This window comes from uncultured Phyllobacterium sp. (assembly GCF_902479695.1).
In the GTDB taxonomy this organism is placed as follows: domain Bacteria; phylum Pseudomonadota; class Alphaproteobacteria; order Rhizobiales; family Rhizobiaceae; genus Phyllobacterium; species Phyllobacterium calauticae.
Genome location: NZ_CABSQF010000055.1, coordinates 1 through 20,018, shown reverse-complemented (window position 1 = coordinate 20,018; position 20,018 = coordinate 1). Strand labels below are relative to the sequence as shown.

The 20,018-nt window shown below is 61.2% G+C and carries 14 protein-coding genes and 1 pseudogene; 9 read left to right on the top strand and 6 right to left on the bottom strand.

Translation table 11 applies throughout. The annotated features are described in order from the left end of the window. Nucleotides 1-23: 23 nt before the first annotated feature. Nucleotides 24-833, top strand: a complete 810-nt coding sequence (locus tag RDL77_RS22095) for an alpha/beta fold hydrolase (RefSeq protein ID WP_288194724.1) — start codon at nt 24-26, stop codon at nt 831-833. 10 nt (nt 834-843) lie between these two features. Here the strand turns inward: RDL77_RS22095 and RDL77_RS22090 are convergent, their stop codons facing one another. Genes RDL77_RS22090 through RDL77_RS22065 form a run of 6 tightly spaced genes read right to left on the bottom strand, consistent with a single transcriptional unit; the run spans nt 844 to nt 8,433 of the window. Continuing rightward, nucleotides 844-2,574 carry a M14 family metallopeptidase gene (locus RDL77_RS22090; RefSeq protein ID WP_288194723.1) on the bottom strand — a complete coding sequence of 577 codons (1,731 nt, stop codon included), beginning with the start codon at nt 2,572-2,574 and terminating at the stop codon, nt 844-846. Between the two features lie 16 nt (nt 2,575-2,590). After that, a complete protein-coding gene (locus tag RDL77_RS22085; RefSeq protein ID WP_288194722.1) occupies nt 2,591-3,445 on the bottom strand; it encodes an ABC transporter permease in 855 nt (284 codons plus the stop codon). Between the two features lie 4 nt (nt 3,446-3,449). Further along, nucleotides 3,450-4,373 (bottom strand): ABC transporter permease, encoded by a 924-nt coding sequence (locus RDL77_RS22080; RefSeq protein ID WP_105735065.1) that lies wholly within the window; start codon nt 4,371-4,373, stop codon nt 3,450-3,452. A gap of 57 nt (nt 4,374-4,430) precedes the next feature. Then, the gene (locus tag RDL77_RS22075) at nt 4,431-5,966 is read right to left on the bottom strand and encodes an ABC transporter substrate-binding protein (RefSeq protein ID WP_288194721.1); all 1,536 of its coding nucleotides are present in this window, start codon (nt 5,964-5,966) and stop codon (nt 4,431-4,433) included. Between the two features lie 36 nt (nt 5,967-6,002). Continuing rightward, nucleotides 6,003-7,835 carry a dipeptide ABC transporter ATP-binding protein gene (locus RDL77_RS22070; RefSeq protein WP_223615884.1) on the bottom strand — a complete coding sequence of 611 codons (1,833 nt, stop codon included), beginning with the start codon at nt 7,833-7,835 and terminating at the stop codon, nt 6,003-6,005. A 10-nt stretch (nt 7,836-7,845) separates the two neighbouring features. Next, on the bottom strand, nt 7,846-8,433 hold the full coding sequence (locus RDL77_RS22065; RefSeq protein ID WP_105735062.1) for a winged helix DNA-binding protein: 588 nt from the start codon (nt 8,431-8,433) through the stop codon (nt 7,846-7,848). A 120-nt stretch (nt 8,434-8,553) separates the two neighbouring features. Here RDL77_RS22065 and RDL77_RS22060 point away from each other — a divergent pair, with 120 nt between their 5' ends. From RDL77_RS22060 to RDL77_RS22025, 8 genes and pseudogenes are all read left to right on the top strand, one after another. Then, entirely contained in the window at nt 8,554-12,171 is a 3,618-nt protein-coding gene (locus RDL77_RS22060) for a hydantoinase B/oxoprolinase family protein (RefSeq protein WP_288194720.1), read from the top strand. Between the two features lie 274 nt (nt 12,172-12,445). Further along, nucleotides 12,446-13,285, top strand: coding sequence for an iron uptake transporter permease EfeU (gene efeU / locus RDL77_RS22055; RefSeq protein WP_223615882.1), 840 nt, complete (start codon nt 12,446-12,448; stop codon nt 13,283-13,285). A 9-nt stretch (nt 13,286-13,294) separates the two neighbouring features. Further along, nucleotides 13,295-14,485 (top strand): iron uptake system protein EfeO, encoded by a 1,191-nt coding sequence (efeO, locus tag RDL77_RS22050; protein WP_288194719.1) that lies wholly within the window; start codon nt 13,295-13,297, stop codon nt 14,483-14,485. A 15-nt stretch (nt 14,486-14,500) separates the two neighbouring features. Beyond that, entirely contained in the window at nt 14,501-15,814 is a 1,314-nt protein-coding gene (efeB, locus tag RDL77_RS22045; RefSeq protein ID WP_288194718.1) for an iron uptake transporter deferrochelatase/peroxidase subunit, read from the top strand. 11 nt (nt 15,815-15,825) lie between these two features. After that, complete coding sequence (gene efeO, locus RDL77_RS22040) at nt 15,826-16,653, top strand: iron uptake system protein EfeO (protein WP_288194717.1); 828 nt, start codon at nt 15,826-15,828, stop codon at nt 16,651-16,653. A gap of 207 nt (nt 16,654-16,860) precedes the next feature. Further along, nucleotides 16,861-17,433 (top strand): GbsR/MarR family transcriptional regulator, encoded by a 573-nt coding sequence (locus RDL77_RS22035; protein WP_223615878.1) that lies wholly within the window; start codon nt 16,861-16,863, stop codon nt 17,431-17,433. 5 nt (nt 17,434-17,438) lie between these two features. Then, entirely contained in the window at nt 17,439-19,211 is a 1,773-nt protein-coding gene (gene cydD / locus RDL77_RS22030; protein WP_374042778.1) for a thiol reductant ABC exporter subunit CydD, read from the top strand. Continuing rightward, a pseudogene (locus RDL77_RS22025) lies at nt 19,208-20,018 on the top strand (ABC transporter ATP-binding protein); the annotation flags it as partial. The gene cydD and the pseudogene RDL77_RS22025, both read left to right, overlap by 4 nt.

Below are 20,018 nucleotides of genomic sequence, written 5' to 3'. Positions count from 1 at the left end.
GCCTTGTTCCGACTGGGGGCACCATGACATTCAAGGACGACGATCTGACGATGTTCGAGGCGGATGGCGCGGCGCCTTTGCCCGCGGCAAGCGGTGAAGGCTATGTCGAGCATGATGGCGCGCGGATCTGGTATGCGTCCTACGGCTCCGGCGCTCCGGTGATCCTCCTGCATGGCGGCCTCGGTCACAGCGGCAACTGGGGGTCTCAGGTTCCGGCCCTGGTCCATTCCGGCCGCCGGGTCATCGTCATCGACAGCCGCGGCCATGGTCGCAGCACGCGGGACGAGCGGCCCTATACCTATCACCTGATGGCGTCGGATGTTCTCGCTTTGATGGATAGATTGCAGCTTGCAAAAGCGGCACTAGTCGGCTGGAGCGACGGTGCCTGCATTGCGCTGGTGCTTGCCAGCCAAAAGCCGGATCGCGTCACGGGTGTTTTCTTCTTCGGCTGCAACATGGATCCGAGCGGCACCCGGGAATTCGTTCCGACGCCAGTGATCGACCGGTGTTTTGCCCGCCATAAGAAGGATTACGCCGCGCTCTCGGCAACGCCGGATGACTTCGACGCTTTTGTCGGCGCGGTCAGCCTGATGATGCAGACCGAACCCAATTATACCACCGCCGATCTCGGCAGAATCCGCGTGCCTGTTGCCATCGTGCAGAGCGAGCATGACGAGTTCATCAAACCCGAACACGCTGCCTATCTCGCCCGCAGCATTCCCGGCGCCGAACTGATCGGCCTGCCCGGCGTCAGCCATTTTGCCCCGCTGCAGAGGCCGGAACTGTTCAATGGGGCGGTGCTGAGTTTCCTGGAGCGCGTCGACAGGCGCTGATGATCCTTGTTCAGGCCACGGATTCGATCATCTGAAACGCATCATAGGCGGCAAGCACCGTTTCCATCTGCGCGGTATGTCCGGCGATGAACGCGTCGCCATAAATCGTTTCATCGGGGTATTCCGTGATCAGCGTCAACGGCACGTCATGCCTGTCATCGACCGAGATCAGGCAGGGAAAGCCGTTGATGATGCGGAAACCGGTTTCACCCGCATGGGTTTCGTAGAGGCTGATCTGCCTGTCGTTGAAGGCGACGAGCCCCGGCACGGCGGCCAGGCGCCGGGTCACCGCATCGATGAAGCGCTCGGCCCGTTCTTCCCATCCGTGCTGGTAACGCATGATGAGGAAGAAGCCTTTCGGCAAGGTCCACATGGCAAAGCCGCGCGGCACATAACCGGAAAGCGGCCGTGTCCATTCATGGGCGGGGTAGCCATGCAGGTTGATGTGCAGGCGTGCGCCACTCAGGCGCAGTGCCTCAAAGCGGATCGCTTTCTCGTAAGGCTGAGCGGCGGTGCGGTATTCCAGGTCGTCGCCCAGCGCCGTGTAGCGCGCCGCATGGTGCATGTGGCGCGGATTGTCGGTGCGCAGACGATGGTGCACGGCGTAACCATCCGGATTTTCCAGCGGCGAAATGGTGAAGTGCGCGCCGGGACGATCTGCCAGTGCCTGCGCTCCGCGCAACGCACCGATGATACCGGTTGTTTCATTCGGGTGCTGGCCGCCGCTGATCATGACCGCGGCATCGGTGCCCCTGTGGTAGCGGGCTTGAACCACCCTCCCGGCACGGGAGCGTGCCTCGAAGGTTTCACCCTCGATGCCGGAAAGTTCCGTGCGAACCTGTGCAACGAAGATGGGCGCATGCGCCATCGCAAGAGACTGTGCCTCGCCGGATACTTCGGATGTATCGAGCGTGTGGGTTTCGATCCGGACCGCTGGGGCGCCCTCGCCCCGGACAATCTCCGGGATGATCTGGCCGGGCTGCAGCCCGCGGTCGCCGAGCGGACGGCCGGATTTTTTCTGGAATACTTCCAGCAGCGAAAAATAGAAATCTTCGTGCAGCGCCTCGCGCAGGCTGATGACTTCATCGCCGAATGGCAGCGGCTGGTCGGCCATGGGCAGAGTTGCGCGGATGTTGAGCTCGCCGAAATAGGGCTCGGTATTGCCCCAGTCGTGATCGATCACGGCGCGCATGGCATTGGCGAACAGGGCCTCATAGTCGGTCTCGAGGCGTGTGCCCTCGAAGGCGCCGTTCAGCCTGATCCAGCCGGTGGGCGAGACAAGGGTTTCGCCAATGAAATCCGTATGGATGCGATTGGGGGCGAAAACCTTGTGCTCAGCCTTGCGGCCGTCCTTGTAGACCAGCGTCACGTCATAGGTGAAGGGTGCGCTGCTGCCGGTTTCAAAGCGCAGCTCGGCGGTGCCGGTCAGCGCTGCCAGCGGATAGGTCTCGAGGAGAAAGCGGTTCTGCGGGCAGTTTTCGTGTATGGGATAGGCGATGGTAATGCTCTTGAGCGCATCCGTATTCACGTCCTCAAGAAAGAAATGCAGGAGCGGCTTGTAGGCGCTGCGCAAGCGCGCCTCGACACCGAAAGCCGCAAGCCTTTCCTCGGCGGCGCGGCGGCTCGGCGCATCCTCGAACAGCCAGGCTTCGAGGCGCGTGCCGCGGGCGGTCGCCTCGCCATAGGTTGCGAGGAGCTGGTCGAGGGTGCGGTTGAAACCGCTTTCATAAATAAGTGTCATTTCAATTCACTGTTGATTAGCGCGATGTTCGTCCGGTGGGATCAAGGCTGTCGCGCAGCCAATCGCCCAGAAGATTCAAACCAAGGACGGTCAAGAGAATGGCAAGGCCGGGAAAGACGCTGACCCACCACGCATTCTGCAGATAGGTGCGCCCGTCCGCGAGCATGCCGCCCCAGCTCGGGATCAGCGGATCGACACCAAGGCCGAGAAAGGTCAGGCTGCTCTCCAGCAGGATGTTGGTGGCGACATTGAGGGTCATCAGCACGATGACCGGGCCGATCAGGTTGGGCAGCAGATGCTGGAACAGAATGCGGTGGTCTTTCACACCGATGGCACGCGCCGAGAGGATGAATTCCCGGTCGCGCAACGACAGCACCGAGCCGCGCACCAGCCGGGCATATTGCACCCATTGCGAGACGATCAGCAGGATGATCATGTTGGTCAGGCCGCCGCCGGCAATGGCAATGAAGGTGATGGCAAGAAGGATGAACGGCATGGCGAGCTGCACATCGGCAAACCGCATCACCACCATGTCCCAGAAGCCGCGGTAATAACCGGAGATCAGGCCCATTACCACGCCGATGACGACGGCGCCGGCAACGGAGATGAACCCGACCTGCAGCGAAATCTTGCCGCCGGTGATCACCCGCGCCAGCACGTCACGGCCAAGCGGATCGGTGCCGAAAGGATGCGCCCATTTCATGAAAGGCGGCAGCAGGCGTGCCATCAGGTCGATCTTTTCAGCGCCGCCCGGAAAGATGACGCTGGAGAAGATGACGGCGAGGCACATGCCGCCGGCGAGCAGCGCGCCGAGGATGAATTCCAGATTGCGGAACCGCGCAAATCGAGGGGTGGAGGTTACGGCAGACATGGGCTTACTCCGTCCGGATGCGCGGGTCGACAAGGCCGTAGGCGATGTCGACGAGAAGATTGACGCCAATGATCATCAGGGAAAGGACTGTGATGACCGCCTGCAGCACGGGATAGTCGCGCGCGCCGACCGCATCGAATGCGAGTGTGCCGAGACCCGGCCAGTTGAACACGCGCTCGACCACCACGATACCGCCGAGCAGGCCGCCGAACTGCAGGCCGAAATAGGTGATCAGCGGAATGGCGCAATTGCGCAGCGCGTGCTTGTACAGCACGACATTCTCGCTGAGGCCCTTGGCGCGGGCCACCATGATGTATTGCGAATTGAGGGTTTCCAGCATGGCGGTGCGCACCAGGCGCACATTGGTGGCGGTGAGGATGATGCCCATGGTCACGGCGGGCATGATGAAGCTCTCGAAACCGTTCATGCCGCTTGGCGGTAGCCATTTCAACGTGATGGCGAACAAAAGCACCAGCATGAGCGCCAGCCAGAAATTCGGGAAGGACAGGCCGACCAGCGACAGGATGCGGATCGCCTGATCCGCCCACTTGCCGCGCGCCGTCGCCGCCTTGATGCCGAGCGGGATGGAGATGGCGATGGAAACGATCAGGGAGGAGAAGGCAAGGAGCAGCGTCGCGGGCAAGGCGGCGGCGAGCAGGGTGGAGACCTTCGTGCCGCCAAGGAAGCTGCGGCCGAAATCCAGCGTGAACAACCCCTTGATGAAGCCGAAATACTGGACAAGAAACGGTTGGTTGAGACCGAGCGCCTCGCGGATGCGGACAAGGTCCGCTTCGGTGACGCTGCCTGCGCCTTGTGTCAGCATCAGCGCCGGGTCGCCGGTGAGGCGAATGGCGAACGCCACGATGAGCGTCACGACAATGACGACGAAGATCGCCTGCAGAAAGCGTTTGATGAGAAAACCAGCCACGTCTCTATCCTTCAATCCTTGGCCCGCCGCCCCTTGAAAGGCGACGGGCCTGTTTTGCTACTCGACCGTGACATCCGTCAGCCGCAGGCGGCTGTCGGGGACAGGCGTAAAATTCTTCACGCGCTTGCTCACGCCGAAAATGGCATTGTAATTGTAGAGCGGAATTTCCAGCGCCCGATCCGCCGTGTAGTGGGCGATGGACTTGAGGATCTCCTCGCGCTTTGCCCGGTCGGTAATGGAGCGCTGCGATTCCAGCAGCGCATCCAGCTTCGGATCGCTGTCATAGGGATTCCACTTTTCACCCGAGTGATACATGGAATAGGCGGTGTTGTCGTAATCGAGCGTCCAGCCGCCCCATGCCTGTTCGAACATCGCACCGGTCTTGCCCGCCGGAATGATGTCGTTGAGCAGGACGTTGGTTTCGTAGGGCTTGATCGTGGCGTTGAGCCCGATGACCTGGAGATAGCTGGCGATGGCCTGCGACACCTCGTTGAAGGTGGAGTCGTTGCCGCGCACGTCGATCTGCAGCTTGGTGCCCGCTGCAATGCCCGCTTCCTTGAGCAGGGCTTTGGCTTTCTCCGGATCGTAGGGCAGCGGCTTCATGTCGGGATCGTTGCCGAAGGACAGGGCGCCCTGGAAGCTGGCAATCGGTGCCGCCTGGCCGCCAAGGATGGTCTGGATAATCGCATCGCGATCAACGCCAAGGATCAGTGCCTTGCGCACCCGTTCATCCGCCGTCGGTCCGCTCTTGGTGTTGAAGCGCAGGGCATAGACGGTCGGTCCGGCGGTGCTGACCACTTCCAGCTTCGGATCGGCCTGAATGGTCGGGATCATGCCGACGGGAATGGTGGGAGGAATGACCAGATCGACACGGCCTGCCTGCAATTCGGCAACGGCCGTCGCAGGTTCCGCGATGAAGCGATATTCGAGGTTGGAGAGTTTTGGTGCACCGCCCCAATGGTCGGCAAAGGCTTCGAGCTTGATGCCGATCTTGGGCTCGTAGGAGACGACCTTGAACGGGCCGGTGCCGACGGGATGGGCGTTGAAATAATCGTCACCCTTTTCCTGGATGTATTTCGGCGGCACGATCATCGCGCCATAACCGGCAAGCTTGGTCAGAAGCACCGGATCCGGCGCCTTCAGATGGAAATCAACGGTCTTCGCGTCGATGATTTCCACCTTGTCGATGGCGGCATAGTTGGAGCGCTGCGGACCCTTCTTGCCTTCTTCGCCGAGAAGACGGTCAAAGGTAAATTTGACGGCTTCCGCATTGAAGGGTTCGCCGTCATGGAACTTTACGCCTTCGCGCAGGGTGAAGCGGATGCGCTTGCCTTCGTCGAGTTCTTCCCAGGCGGTGGCAAGGCCGGGCACCAGTTTCAGATCGGCGCCGCGATAGGTCAGGCCATCATAGATATTGGTGGCAACCGAGGCCCAGTTGACGAGAAATGTATCGATCGGATCCCAGCTACCCGGGTCCTGCGGCGACGAAATGGTCAGCGTACCCGCCGCCCATGCGGGTGCTGCGAGCAAAGCAGTGCCTGCCAGACCCAGCGCCAGAAACGCTGCATGTATTCCCCGTCGTGTTCTTATCATTGTGGTGTTCTCCTCATTATATGTAGACGTTTTGCTTCAGGCCGCACTCGCCACAAAGTGGCCGGGTGCAATTTCGGTTCGCTTGAAAATGGCGGGTTCGTCGCCGACGCGGCGAATGGGGCTTGGTATTTCGCCTTCCAGCATGGTCCGGTTGCGCGCACGCGCGGGATCAGCCACGGGGACTGCCGACAAAAGGCGCTGGGTATAGGGATGCGCCGGGGTTTCGAATATCTGCTGGCGGGTGCCGATTTCCACGACCTGGCCCAGATAAAGCACGGCGACGCGATGGCTCATCTTTTCAACGACAGCCATGTCATGGCTGATGAAGAGATAGGAGAGGCCCTGCTGCTCCTGCAATTCCATGAACAGGTTGAGGATTTGCGCCTGAATGGACACGTCGAGCGCCGACAGCGCCTCGTCGGCAATGATCAGTTTGGGATTGGAAGCAAGCGCGCGGGCAATGCAGACGCGCTGGCGCTGGCCGCCGGAAAACTCGTGCGGATAGCGGCTGGCATGGGCGCTGGTCAGGCCGACCCGTTCCAGCAATTCATCGACCCGTTTCTGGATCGGCTTGCTGCCGTTGATCAATGCGTGGGTGCGGATGGGTTCGGCGATGGAGAAGCCGACGGTCTTGCGAGGATCGAGCGAGGCAAACGGGTCCTGGAAAATATACTGGATTTCCTGCCGCAGCTTTTGCCGTTCCGTACCATTCATCGATGAGACGGGACGCCCGTCGAACAGAATGGTGCCCGAGGTTTCTTTCTGCAGTTGCTGGATCGTGCGGCCGATCGTGGATTTCCCCGAACCGGACTCGCCGACAAGCGCAAGAGTTTCGCCGGGATGGATGTCGAACGAAACCTTCTCAACCGCATGGACCCGGTGGGTAACGCCGCCGAAAATGCCCTTCTTGATGTTGAATCGGGTGACGAGATCACGCACTGAAAGGACGGGCGGCAGGCCGTAGCGGGCCGTATCCTGAACATGCTCGCCGCCGACAAGGCGGGGTGTGTCACCGTCCATGACCGTCAGCGGCAGGCGCTTGGGATAGGCCTCTCCGGTCATGCTGCCGAGTTTTGGTACGGCGGCGAGCAGGGTCTGGGTATAGGGATGCTGCGGGCGGGCGAAAATATCGGCAACCGGGCCTTCCTCGACCTTCCGGCCTTTCCACATCACCACCACGTCGTCGGCCATTTCGGCGACAACGCCCATGTCGTGGGTGATGAAGATCACCGCCATGCCAAGTTCGGTCTGCAACTCGCGGATGATGGTCAGAATCTGTGCCTGTATGGTGACATCGAGCGCGGTTGTTGGCTCATCGGCGATCAGCAGTTTCGGACGGCAGGCAAGCGCCATGGCGATCATGACGCGCTGGCGCATGCCGCCGGACAGCTGGTGCGGGTAGCGGCCAAGCAGATCGGCAGCGTCGGGCAGGCGCACCATGTCCAGAAGCCTCCTGGCCTCGGCCAGCGCCGCCTGTTTGGACATGCCCTCATGCAGGATCAGAACTTCGGCGATCTGGTCGCCGATGGTGAACACCGGGTTGAGCGAGGTCATCGGCTCCTGGAAGATCATGGCGATCTCCTTGCCGCGAATGCCGCGCATGGTTTTCTGCGTGGCGGTGGTCAGGTCGATCCGCCCCTGGCGGCTTTCGAACAGCACCTGGCCGGTGGGGAACTGGCCGCCCATCATATCGGCAAGCCGCATGACGGAAAGCGAGGTCACGGACTTGCCCGACCCGGATTCGCCGACAATGGCAAGCGTGCGCCCCGCCCGCACCGAAAAGCTCAGATTCTCCACGACACGCGACGGACCGAACGCGACGGAAAGATTGTCCACGGCCAAGAGCGGGGCTGAAGCAGTATCGGTCACGCAGCTATCCTTAAAGTGTGGTGGCGGCGCGGGCCGCCTGATCGTAGGCGCCGGAGAGAAAGCGCAGAACGGCGGCGATTTCCGACAGCGTATCCTCGGCCGGCCGGGCATTGGTCGTCGATGCCACGAACAGCCGCTCGCGAATCTGGGCGTAGCGCGTGCAGGCATCGGCGCCCTTGTTGGTGATCTTGATCGTCTTTTCCTTGGCGGCCTTGCCGGTGGTGACGAGCCCGGCCGCTTCCAGCTTGCGGATGGCATAGGTGGCGACATGCGTGTCTTCGATATCGAGAACCAGACAGATGTCGGCGAGCTTCTTTTCGCGGCCGCGATGCCGCACGGAGTGGAGAATGAGAATTTCCGTGGCGGAAAGCCCCGGCAGTCCGGCGGCCGCCATGCAGCGCACCATCCAGCGGGAAAAGGCGTGGGAGGCGAGGATCATGCCGTATTCGACTTCGGAAAGGCCGGGCGAACCGCCCTCGGCAAGATGGGCTGACGAGACAATGGGACCAATGGAGGAGACGGGTTTGAGATGCTTCGGCAGTGCCGTTGCAAATTGTTCGAGATCCGCCGTGGTGTGGTCTTTCGGACCAGTCGTCATTCTGCTTGCCTCCGCCTTGACGAATTTATATCATCATTTTATCGACATATTGTCAATGACGCTATAGTCTATTAATTGGGCATGCTTACAAATGTGGCAGTCGATCAAGAGGAGTGCGGGATGAGCATCGGAAACTGGGATTTCTGGGTCGACCGGGGCGGCACGTTTACCGATGTCATCGGGCGCGATCCGCACGGCGTGCTGCATGCCCGCAAGGTGCTGTCCGAGAATCCCGAGGCCTACAAGGATGCCGCCGTGCAGGGTATCCGCCTGCACCTTGGGCTGAAACCGGGCGAAGCCATTCCGGCGGGGCGCATCGGCGAAGTGCGCATGGGCACGACCGTTGCCACCAATGCCCTGTTGGAGCGCAAGGGCGAACGGCTTGCCCTTGTGACGACCAGGGGATTTCGCGATGCGCTGCGCATTGGCTATCAGGAACGCAAGAACATCTTTGCCACCGAGATCATCAAGGCCGAGGCACTTTATGATCAGGTTGTCGAAATCAATGAGCGTGTGCTCGCCGATGGCACGGTTGAGATCGCTTTTGACGAAGTGCAGGCGCGCGCAGCCCTGAAGGCGTTGAAGGATGAAGGCTATGACGCGCTCGCCATCGTGTTCATGCATGCCTACAAATTTCCGGCGCACGAGGCTGCCATGGCCGCAATCGCCCGGGAGATTGGTTTTGCCCAGGTATCCGTCAGCCACGAGGTTTCGCCGCTGATCAAGCTGGTCGGGCGCGGCGATACCACTGTCATCGACGCCTATCTCTCGCCGGTCCTGCGCCGCTACGTGGCGCAGGTGTCGGCAGAGCTGGACATTGCCCGCACCGGCGCGCGCGTCATGTTCATGATGTCCTCGGGCGGTCTGACCGCCGCCGATATGTTCCAGGGCAAGGATGCCATCCTGTCGGGCCCGGCCGGCGGCGTTGTCGGCCTGGCCCGTACTGGCGAAGAAGCAGGTTTTCCCAACGTCATCGGCTTCGACATGGGTGGCACATCAACGGATGTCGCGCATTTCGACGGCGAGTATGAGCGCGCTTTCGAGACGGAGGTTGCTGGTGTGCGTGTGCGCGCGCCGATGATGCTCATCCACACGGTTGCCGCCGGTGGCGGGTCCATCCTGCATTTCGATGCCGGGCGTTTCCGTGTCGGCCCGGATTCCGCCGGTGCCAACCCCGGTCCCGCCTGCTATCGCAATGGCGGCCCGCTGGCCGTGACCGATGCCAATGTCATGGTCGGCAAGCTCCTGCCCGAATTTTTCCCGCCGATCTTCGGACCGGACCAGAATCAGCCGCTGGATGTCGATGCCGTGCGCTCGCGCTTCGCCGAACTGGCAGGCCGGATCGGCGATGGCCGCAGCCCGGAAGATGTGGCTGACGGTTTTATCCGCATCGCCGTTGCCAATATGGTCGAGGCGATCAAGAAGATTTCCGTGCAGCGTGGTTATGACGTGACGCGCTATGCGCTCAGCTGCTTCGGCGGCGCCGGCGGCCAGCACGCCTGTCTGGTTGCCGATGCACTGGGCATGAAGAGCATTCTCGTTCATCCGATGTCGGGTCTGCTGTCGGCCTATGGCATGGGCCTTGCCGATATCCGGGCGACCCGGCAAAAGGCGCTGGGTGTGCCGCTCGATCCGGCCGCCCCTGCCCCGCTTGCCGGTCTGGCCGCGGAGCTCCAGCAGGAATGCCTGTCCGAGCTCAATGCGCAGGGTATCGCCGAAAGTGAGATCACCACCATCGTGCGTGCCCATATCCGCTATGCCGGTACGGATACCGTGCTGGCCGTCGAGGCGACCTTTCCAGCGCATGACGATATCGACCGTTTACGGCGCGAGTTCGAAATCCTGCACAAGCGCCGCTTTGGGTTTGTCGCCAAAAACAAGGCGCTCGTTATCGACGCGGTGGAAGTGGAGACCGTCGGCGGCGGTGCCGGTCAAGCCGAGACGGCTGTCGATGCGACAGCCACCGGCGAGCCGGATGCGGTGCGGCACAACCGCTTCTATTCGCAAGGGTCCGCGCATGACGCGGCCGTGGTGCTGCGCGATGCGATGCAGCCCGGCCAGCGCCTCACCGGTCCGGCCATCGTCATCGAGCCGAACCAGACCATCGTTATCGAGGACGGCTGGCAGGCGGAACTGACGGCCAAGAACCATATCGTTCTCAAGCGCATCAGGGCGCTGCCGGACCGTTCCGCCATCGGTACAAAGGCCGACCCGGTGATGCTGGAGATTTTCAACAATCTTTTCATGTCGATCGCCGAGCAGATGGGCGTGACACTGCAGAACACCGCCTATTCCGTCAATATCAAGGAACGGCTGGATTTCTCCTGCGCCGTTTTCGATGCGGAAGGCAATCTTGTCGCCAATGCGCCGCATATGCCGGTGCATCTCGGTTCGATGGATGCTTCCGTCGCTGCCGCCATTCGTGAGAATCCGGTCATTCATCCCGGCGATGTCTTCCTCATCAATGCCCCCTATAATGGCGGCACCCACCTGCCCGACCTGACGGTCTGCACGCCGGTATTTGACGATGCCGGTACGACGATCCGTTTCTGGGTGGCGAGCCGTGGCCACCATGCGGATATCGGCGGCATCGCGCCGGGTTCCATGTCGCCGCTGGCAACGAATATCGAAGAAGAAGGCGTCTACATCGACAATTTCAAGCTGCTGGATCGCGGCCGTTTCTGCGAGGATGAGCTGGCGGCCCTTCTGACCGGTGCCCGCTACCCCGTGCGCACGCTGTTGCAGAACGTCAATGACCTGAAGGCGCAGGTTGCCGCCAATGAAAAGGGCGTGGCGGAGCTGCGCAAGATGATCAGCCATTTCGGCGAGGATGTCGTCGAAGCCTATATGGGCCATGTGCAGGACAATGCCGCCGAGAGCGTGCGCCGCGTCCTCGACCAGCTGCAGGACGGCAGCTTCACCTATGAGATGGATCAGGGGTGCAGCATCGTCGTCAAAATCTCGGTCGACAAGGTTGCGCGCGAGGTGACCGTCGATTTCACCGGCACGTCGGAACAGCGGTCCGACAATTTCAACGCGCCGCGCCCGGTGACGCGCGCTGCCGTGCTCTATGTCTTCCGGACACTGGTGCAGAGCGACATTCCGATGAATGCCGGATGTCTGCGCCCAATCCATATCATTGTTCCCGACGGCACCATGCTCTCGCCGGAATATCCCGCTGCGGTTGTCGCGGGGAATGTCGAGGTCAGCCAGGCCGTCACGAACTGCCTGTTCGGTGCGGTGGGTGCGCAGGCTGCCGCGCAAGGGACGATGAACAATCTCACCTTCGGCAATGACCAGTACCAGTATTACGAGACGATCTGCTCCGGCGCCCCGGCTGGCCCCGGCTATAACGGCGCCGATGCCATTCACACCCACATGACCAACTCCCGGCTGACCGATCCGGAGATTCTCGAAACGCGCTTCCCGGTGGTGCTGGAAGACTTCCACATCCGCGCCGGTTCCGGCGGCAAGGGAAAGTGGTCCGCCGGGAACGGCACGCAGCGGACGATCCGTGCACAGGAAAAGCTCGACTTCGCCATTCTTTCCGGTCATCGCCGTGTGGCACCGTTCGGCCTGCAGGGCGGAGAGCCGGGGCAGACCGGCTCCAATGCGGTGCGCCGCAGAAATGGGGCTGTCGAAGCGCTGCAGGGCTGTGCGCACACCGTGCTGGAAGCGGGTGAAGCCTTCATCATCGTCACGCCGACGGGCGGCGGCTACGGCAAGCCCGAGGCATGAATTTTCCGGCAGGTTTGCCTTTCCTCCCGGTAAAACCTGCCTGAAGACCTCATGTTCTGCAACCAGTGGTATTTGCAAGCGCTGCAAAGGGCGCATTTTCGTGTCGCAAAATAGTGGACAAAACCACTCAACATACGGAAAAGATTACAGAAATTCACCGTCGCATCTTCTTAGAATTCTTCTAATATATTGTTATTGCTTCGTTTTTCGTCCCGGTTTATGACTTGCCCAGCGCTGCGCAACATCGGGCTGGCCGCGCCGAGGATTGGTTTTAATGCTTGTTCCATTTTTGATTATGCTGCGCGAGGGCATTGAGGCCGCGCTGATTGTCGGCATTGTTGCGAGTTATTTGAAGCAGACCGGTCGCGGTGCCTGGATGCCTGCCGTGTGGGTGGGCATTCTGCTTGCCGTTGCCCTGTCCCTGTTCGTGGGCGCGGGCCTGCAGATGGTCAGTGCGCAGTTTCCCCAGAAAGCCCAGGAATTTTTCGAAGCCCTTGTCGGCTTCATCGCGGTGATCGTGCTGTCATCCATGGTCTTCTGGATGCGCAAGGCTGCCCGCTCCATCAAATCGGAACTGCACACATCCATCGACGATGCGCTCGCCCATTCCTCCGGGCAGGGAGCGGCGCTGGTTGCCATGGTCTTCTTTGCGGTGGCCCGCGAGGGACTTGAATCCGTCTTCTTCCTCCTGGCCATTTTTCAGCAGAGCGCGAACTCCGATGCGCCGCTCGGTGCGCTTCTGGGCATCCTGGTTTCCATCGGTCTCGGCTACGGCATCTATGCCGGCGGTGTCCGTCTCAACCTGAAGCGGTTCTTCTACTGGACAGGCCTGTTCATCCTCGTGGTGGCCGCAGGCATCCTTGCCGGTTCGCTGCGGCACCTGCATGAAGCGGGCGTCTGGAACAGCCTGCAGACGGTGGTGTTTGATTTGAGCAACGTGCTGCCGGTCAGCAGCGCCTTCGGTACGCTGCTTTCAGGCATGTTCGGCTATCAGGATATGCCGACGCTGGGAGAGATCATCGCCTATGTCGTGTTTCTCGCCGTCAGCCTGTTCTTCTTTCTGCGGCCTGCGCAGCGTCAAACCGCTGCCGCAGCGTCCCGGCCAACCCACTGAAAGCATCCCATGGTCCAGAATACGAACCCGTCTGCTCCCCGCCCGCCCTCGCAAGCGCTGATGAAGCTTGCCGTCATGGGTGCCGGCTTGCTTGTCGTTGCTGGCGGAGGCGCATTTTATTATGCCTCGACGATGGTCAAGACCGGCGCCTCGGCTGGCGCGATCACGGTGACGATCAGTGAGGGAAAATGTGATCCGAATGCCCTGACCGTTCCGGCCGGGCGTACCACGTTCAATATCGTCAACAAGTCGGACCGGGCCCTTGAATGGGAAATACTCGACGGCGTCATGGTGCTGGAAGAACGGGAGAATATTGTTCCGGGCTTTACCCAGACATTCACCGCCAAGCTCAATCCCGGCACGTATCAAATCACCTGCGGGCTGCTCAACAATCCGCGCGGGACCCTGACCGTAACGCCTTCGGCGGAGGCCGATGCGGCGGCAGCGCGCCCGGCGCTGGTGGCGTTCGTTGGTCCGCTGGCCGAATACCAGGTCTTTCTTGCCACGCAGACGAGTGCGCTTGTGAAGGGTGTGCAGGCGCTTGACGAGGCCATCAAGGCCGGTGATATCGACAAGGCGCGGGAGCTCTACCAGAAGGCCCGCCAGCCCTACATGCAGATCGAGCCCATGGCCGACCGCTTTGCCGATCTGCACAATGCGATCGATCCTGTCGCCGACTATCTGGAAAAGCGCGAGGCGGACACCGGCTTTACCGGTTTTCACCGCATCGAGTACGGGCTTTATTCGGTCAAAAGCCTCGATGGCCTTGCGCCCGTTTCGGCAAAACTGCTGGCCGACGTTTCGGTGCTCAAGGATCGGGTACGGTCACTGCGCATCCCGCCTGATCAGATTGCCGCCAGCGCTGCCCGCCTGATCGGTACCATTGCAGGCACGAGGATCGCCGCCGGCGAAAATCACTACGCGCGAACCGACCTTGCCGATTTTGAAGCCAATCTTGCCGGTGTATCGCGCATGATTGCGCTGATGAAGCCCGTGGTTGCACAGGGCTCTCCTGCGGTTGTCGCGGATATCGAAGCGCGCTTCGCTGCCGTGGACGGCACGCTGAAATCGCTGCGCGGCGCGGACGGTTTCCCGGCCTATGACAGCGTGAGCGCGGACAAAAGGACGGCACTGGCCGCACAGATGCAGGCACTTGCCGATTCCATCGGCAAACTGAATGCCGCTGTCGGGCTTGAATAGGCCGGGGAAACAATCATGACAAAGGACAGAGACAATAAGCCCTTCATGACCAGCCGCCGCGGCCTCCTTCTTGGAGCAGGCGCAGCTGGCAGTGTGCTCGCGGCCGGCATCACGACGTCGCAGGCTGCCAACAGCCACGGCGAACAGGTGACCGACGCTCCCGTGAGCGACAAGATGCTGGAACAGCAGCCCTTCCATGGGCAATATCAGTCCGGCATCGTGACACCGCGTCCGGCCGCCGGCATGGTGGCCTCGTTCCGTGTGCTGGCGAGCAAGCCGGAAGAGGTGGAGCGGCTGTTCAGAAGCCTCACCGAGCGGATTGCGTTCCTGATGAAGGGCGGCACGCCCCCTGCCCTCGACGACAAGCTGCCGCCTGCAGACAGCGGCATCCTTGGCCCGGTGGTCCTGCCCGACAATCTGACAATCACCGTTTCGCTTGGCGCATCGTTCTTCGAGCAGCGGGAGTGGCTTTCACCCCACAAGCCTGCCCGCCTGTCGCGCATGAAGGCGTTCAAGAATGACGCGCTGGACCAATCGCTGTGTCATGGCGACCTGTCGTTGCAGATATCGTCGAACACACCCGACACCAATATTCACGCTCTGCGCGATATCCTGAAAAATCTGCCGGATCTGATGGTCCTGCGCTGGAAGCAGGAGGGGTCGGTTCCCGTTCTGCCGCGCAGCCCCGACGGGACGCACCAGAGTGCGCGCAACTTTCTCGGCTTTCGTGACGGATCGGCCAATCCCGATGCCGGCGATGCCGGCCTGATGCAGCGGATTGTCTGGGTTCAGAACAGTGGCGACGAACCGGCCTGGGCGCGCAATGGCAGCTATCAGGCGGTCCGGATCATCCGTAATTTCGTCGAGCGGTGGGATCGCACGCCGCTTGGCGAGCAGGAGCGCATTATCGGGCGGCTCAAGCCCAGCGGTGCTCCTTTTGGCGGCCGCACCGAAACGGAAGTGCCCGATTATGCGAAAGACCCGGACGGTGCTGTCACGCCGCTCGATGCGCATATCCGGCTGGCGAATGATCGCAGCAAGGCCGCCGACGCGCATCTCATCCTGCGCCGCCCGTTCAATTATTCCAACGGCGTGAGCAAATCCGGTCAGCTCGAGCAGGGGCTGCTGTTCATTTGCTACCAGGCGGATCTGGAGAAGGGATTCATTGCCGTTCAGAACAAGCTGAATGGCGAGCCGCTGGAAGAATACATCAAGCCCATTGGCGGCGGTTTCTTCTTTACCCTGCCGGGCGTTGCCGGCGCCGACGATTTTCTTGGCCGAACCCTCTTGGAAGCAGCCGGCCATCCGCCAACAAACACCAAATCCTGAAGGAGCTACCCATGAAATTCAGAGCCTATCTTGCAGCAAGTATCGTCGCGATAGCCGCGGCTGCGGCCCCGCGCGTCGCCAATGCGGAGGTCTCGCCTCTCGATCTTGTCGGGCCCATTGCCGAGTACAAGATTTTCATCGGTGAAAACCTGGAAAAGCTGGTCAGCGAGACCAAGGCCTTTACCGATGCGATCAAGGTCGGCGATCTTGAAAAGGCCAAGAAGCTTTATGCGCCGACCCGCATGAACTACGAAATCGTGGAGCCGGTGGCCGAACTTTTCAGCGATCTTGATGGTTCAATCGATTCGCGCGCCGATAATCACGAACTGAAGGAAAAAGACCCCGCATTCACCGGTTTCCATCGTCTTGAATATGGCCTGTTCAGCCAGAACAGCACGGAAGGCCTGGCGGAATTTGCCGACAAGCTCCAGGCCGATGTGGTCGAACTGCACAAGCGCATCACCGATCTGACCTTCCCGCCCGAGAAAGTCTTCGGCGGCGCGGCTACCTTGATGGAAGAAGTGGCGGCGACCAAGATTTCCGGCGAAGAAGACCGTTACAGCCATACGGACCTGTGGGATTTCAAGGCAAACTTCGATGGTTCGCGCAAGATTTTCGAGCTGGCACGTCCGCTGATCGAGAAGGGTGACGGTGCGTTCGTCACCAAGGTTGCGGGTAATTTCGATACGGTCGGCAAAACCCTGTCGAAGTACAAGACGGCGGAAGGCTACGAACTCTATGACAAGCTGACCGACGACGATCGCGCGGTGCTTGCAGCCGCCGTGAACACGCTGGCTGAAGATCTTTCGACCCTGCGCGGCAAGCTCGGACTGAACTGACCGCGTCACGGCGTTCGGATGGAAATTGGAAAAGCCCGGCTGGCAACGGCCGGGTTTTTTGTTGGCCAAGTCCCTGAACAGACAGCGTATTCTTTCCGTCATCGTTGCAATGCTAGGTTGAGTTCCGAGGTCACTTGCATCTCATTGATTTATCGAATATCGTAATTTCAGTAATTACTGAAATAACTGTTGTGTCGGGAATCTCTGATGAACCTTCCTCCTCTCGTTCAGTCCTTCGTGTTGCATTTCGGCGAAATGGGCAGCCGGTGGGGCATCAATCGTACCGTGGGGCAGATCTATGCCCTGCTCTATGTCACGCCCGAGCCGTTGAATGCCGATCAGATTGTCGAATCGCTGGGCATTTCCAGATCCAATGTTTCGATGAGCCTGCGCGAGCTGCAGGCCTGGAATCTTGTCCTGCTGAAACACCTGCCGGATGACCGGCGGGACTTCTTCACAACCCCGGACGATGTCTGGCAGATTTTGCGCACGCTTGCGGAGGAACGAAAGAAGCGCGAGGTCGATCCGACACTCTCCGTCTTGCGCGAAATTCTCATGCAGCAGCCGGCAAGCGATGCCGAGCGGCATGCACAGGAACGCATGGCGGAAATGCATGGGCTTATCGAGCGCCTCACAACTTGGTACGATGACGTGAAGAAGCTCGAAACTGACCGCCTTGCAACTCTGTTGACGCTTGGCGCCAAGGTAACGCGATTGCTCGAGGCGAAAGACAAGATCGTCTCGCTCGGCCGCACCAAACGCAGTCCGGACAAGGCATAAATGTCATGTCAGTCGATGCACTCAGTTCCCCGGTAGCTTTGCGGGCAGGAGATCCGGCCGCAAACGGCCAAGCGCGCGCAAAAACCACTGAGCCGGATAATATAGGGACGGAAACATCAGGCCGTTTGCCCGGAGGACGGTCCGCAGCCCTTGTGCAGGCTGTTGCCGCGCTCCTGTGGCTGCCGCAGGCGGCCCTGCTCAGTATCGCTGTCGGCCGGATCGCTGCGGGCAACGGTTTGTCGGGTGTCGTCTGGCTTGCCGTCGGCGTTCTTGCAATCGGCGTCGTGCGTGCATTCATCGACGCCGCGGGTAACCGGCTCGCTTTCCATGGTGCGCGCTCCACGCTTGCCGGACTGCGCCGGGACGCCATTCTCGCCCTCGCCCATCGCTCGCCGCTTGATCCTGGCCGGATTGCCTCCGGGGAGGCTGCAAGCATCCTGGCCGAGCAGGCCGAAGCCGTGGTGCCTTATCTCGCGCGGTTTCGTCCCGCCCGGTTCAAGGCAACGCTGGTCCCGCTTGCCATCCTTGTCTGCGTTCTTTGCCTGTCCTGGGCTGTTGCCATCGTTCTGCTCGTTGCCGCACCGCTCATTCCCGTGTTCATGGCGCTGATCGGCTGGCGCGCCAAGGCGGCGAGCGAGGCGCAATTGGTCGAAGTTGGCGGAATGAACGCGTTTCTGCTCGACCGGTTGCGCGGACTGGCGACAATTCGCGCGCTCGACGCGGTGGATGTGACGGCAAAGCGCATCAGGGCCGATGCGGAGTCGTTGCGGTCGCGCACGATGGCAGTCCTGCGCATCGCCTTTCTGTCCTCGGCTGTCCTCGAGCTTTTTGCCGCGCTTGGCGTTGCCATGGTGGCGGTCTATGTCGGGTTTCATCTCCTCGGGCAACTCAACTTCGGAACCTGGAGCGGCAGACTCTCATTAAGCGAAGGACTGTTCGTCCTGCTGCTCGCTCCCGCTTTCTTTGAGCCGTTGCGCGAGCTTTCAGCAGTCTGGCATGACCGTGCTGCAGGGGAAGCTTCGCTGGAGGCGCTGCGGAAACTTGCCGTCAAGGGCGTGGACCTGCCGCGTGACGGCGACAAGCCCCATGATGACCGGACTGCATCCCCCGCGCGGAGCGGAACGCCCTCCGTTCATATGCGTGATGCCACGTTCCGTTATGCCGGAGACGGGTGGCCGGTTTTCGAACGGTTCAGCCTCGATATCGCTCCGGGTGAAAGCGTGGCCCTGCTTGGACCGAGCGGATCGGGAAAATCGACCTTGCTGGCCCTGATTGCAGGCCTGGCGTCGCTGGACGGCGGTGACATAATGGTTGCCGGCAAATCCATGGCAACAAATGCTGCGACACAGCGGCGGTGCATCGCCTGGGTCGGCCAGAAACCGCATATCTTTGCCGGGACTGTCGGCGCGAATGTCTCGCTGGGCCGGCCGGAGGTCGATGCGGATGCGGTGGCGGCGGCGCTGTACAATGCCGCCCTGGACACGGTCGCCAATGCCCGTGGAAAATCGTCCATCGGCGAAGGCGGTTCGGGCCTTTCCGGCGGTGAAGCGCTGCGTCTCGCCCTGGCGCGCGCTGCCGCAAATTCGCATGCGCACCTGATTCTTGCGGATGAGCCAACCGCACACCTCGATGATGAGACGGCAAATGATATTGCCGACAGATTGTTTGCGCTGGCGCGAGACAAGACATTGGTCATCGCAACGCACGATCCGGCTCTCGCCGCACGGGCAGATCGCATCATCGATCTTCGGACCGCTTTCACAAGGAGCGATGCGTGATGTCATTCCGGCGCGATTTCCGGCCTGTGCTGCGGCTTTTCCTGGCAGAACGGCGGTTCATGCTGCTGGCCGGTGCGCTTTTGGCGGCCGCGACGGTGCTTGCCGGCATTGCCCTGCTTGGCTTGTCGGGCTGGTTCATTACCGCCACGGCCATTGCCGGATTGTCGTCGGCAACGGCTTTCACGTTCGATGTCTTCGCCCCGTCGGCAGGTATCCGTTTTCTGGCCCTTGCCCGTACTGCCGCGCGCTACGGCGAGCGGTTGACCACCCATGACGCCACGCTCGGTGTTCTCGCTGGTCTGCGCGAGACCTTGTTTCGCGGATGGGCCAGACCCGAGGCTGCCCATCTGCTGCTCCGCCGGCCGTCAAAGCTGCTGTTCCGACTGACGGCTGATATTGACGCCCTGGATTCGCTCTATCTGCGGATAGCGGTGCCGGGCGCCGTCGCGCTGTGTTCCGCGGTGGCTGTGAGCGTGGTCTTCGGGCTGATGCATCCGCTGTTTGGCCTGGGTGTGGCCGCCTGGCTTTTGGCAACAGGGCTGGCGATACCCTTTCTGGCAGGGCGCTTTTCACTGGATGCGGCGCGCCGCCGGGCCCATGCGATGGAAGCGCTTCGCTCGCGTGTGATCGATCTTGTCGCGGGGCAGACGGACCTTATCATGGCCGACCGGGTGGCGGCGCAATGCGCTGCGATCCAATCCGCCGATGATCGTCTGGTGAATGCGGATGACAGGCTCAACCGCGTTGAAATGGCCGTTACCGCAGGTTTCGGCATCGCCTCCGCCGTGCTTCTCACGGGTACATTGT